Here is a 1,373-nt window from a genome sequence, read left to right as displayed (position 1 = left end):
TACCCCCTAGGTTTATCCAGAACCTAAAATGAAAGGAGACTTTGCCTCATGCCTAATGATAGTATACCCAATTTAGACTTAGGTAAACAAATTGAAGACATGGTAAAGGATTTTGTACAAGAGAAATTAGAAATGATTCTTAGAGAGGAAATCCAAAATTTCCTGAAGACAGAACCTCAAGATACACCTAACTCTAAAAATGGTTATTACCAAAGAATGTTAGATACGAAGTTTGGACGAATAGAAGATCTTTCTGTCCCAAGAGATCGAAACGGTGATTTTCAAACTTCACTATTCCAGCCATATCAACGTCGTGATGGCTGGCTAGAAGAAGCTATTTTAAGCCTATATCAAAGCGGCGTAAGTACTCGACAAGTCGGGAAATTTGTGGAACGTTTATTAGATGGCAATCCTTATTCGGCTACGACTGTATCTAATATTACGGAAAAGATTAGACATGATATCGAAAGCTGGCAATCACGCACATTAGAGTCGAATTACACGGCCCTTTATTTAGATTGCTTATTTTTTAGTGTGCGTCGCGATACGGTCGAAAAAGAAGCTATTTATATCGCTTTAGGTATCACGTTGGAAGGAACACGAGAGATTCTAGGCTTTTATGTTGGCGGAAGAGAATCGGCAAGTGGTTGGAGAGAAATTCTAGAAAATTTACATGAGCGAGGCGTGAAAAACGTCTTACTAGGTATTTTTGATGGATTAACTGGCTTAGAAACAGCGTTTCTAAGTGTATACCCTAAAGCGGATGTTCAGCGTTGTGTTGTGCATAAAATGAGAAATCTGTTGTCCAAAGTGCGCAAATCTGATCAAAAAGAGGTCGCAAGTGATTTTAAACAAGTTTATAAAGCCATTGATTTATCAATTGCGGAAGACGCGTTTCAAATGGTAAAAGAAAAATGGGGAAAGAAATACAAAAAAGAAGTGGAATCATGGGAGAAAGATTTACCTGTTCTTCTTACTTTTTATAAGTATCCAAAAGAGATTCGATCCTATCTTTATACAACGAATATGATTGAGCGAACAATTAAAGAGGTACGGAAGCGTTTAAAGACAATGAATAGTCTTCCTAGTCTAGAATCTGTGGAGAAAATTGTATATTTAGTATCGAATAATTATAACAATAGTTGGACTACCAAACGAACAGCTGGATTTGGTTTAGCTCATAAGGAAATCTATAAAATGTTTAAAGAACGTTATGGAGAAGAAGCTTTATCGAAGTAAACACCATTTTTCAAAATGGTGTGGGAACAGTGAAGCTAGCTTCACTGTTCCCACACCAAACAATCACAAATTATATACTGGATAAACCGATGTACTTCAGTCTCATTGATTTACACAAACTTCTTGACGGAACC

The 1,373-nt window shown here is 36.6% G+C and carries 1 protein-coding gene; it reads left to right on the top strand.

The window, feature by feature from the left end; genetic code table 11:
* Nucleotides 1-48: 48 nt before the first annotated feature.
* Complete coding sequence (locus tag HRG09_RS28080) at nt 49-1,239, top strand: IS256 family transposase (protein ID WP_174104068.1); 1,191 nt, start codon at nt 49-51, stop codon at nt 1,237-1,239.
* Nucleotides 1,240-1,373 lie beyond the last annotated feature (134 nt).

This window comes from Bacillus sp. Xin1 (genome assembly GCF_013314535.1).
Lineage (GTDB): Bacteria > Bacillota > Bacilli > Bacillales > Bacillaceae_G > Bacillus_A.
This window is presented reverse-complemented; position numbering and strand designations above follow the sequence as displayed.

Excerpts from the sequence above, each read along its gene's own strand:
- HRG09_RS28080 (WP_174104068.1), top strand. The coding sequence starts at position 49 with ATGCCTAATGATAGTATACCCAATTTAGACTTAGGTAAACAAATTGAA.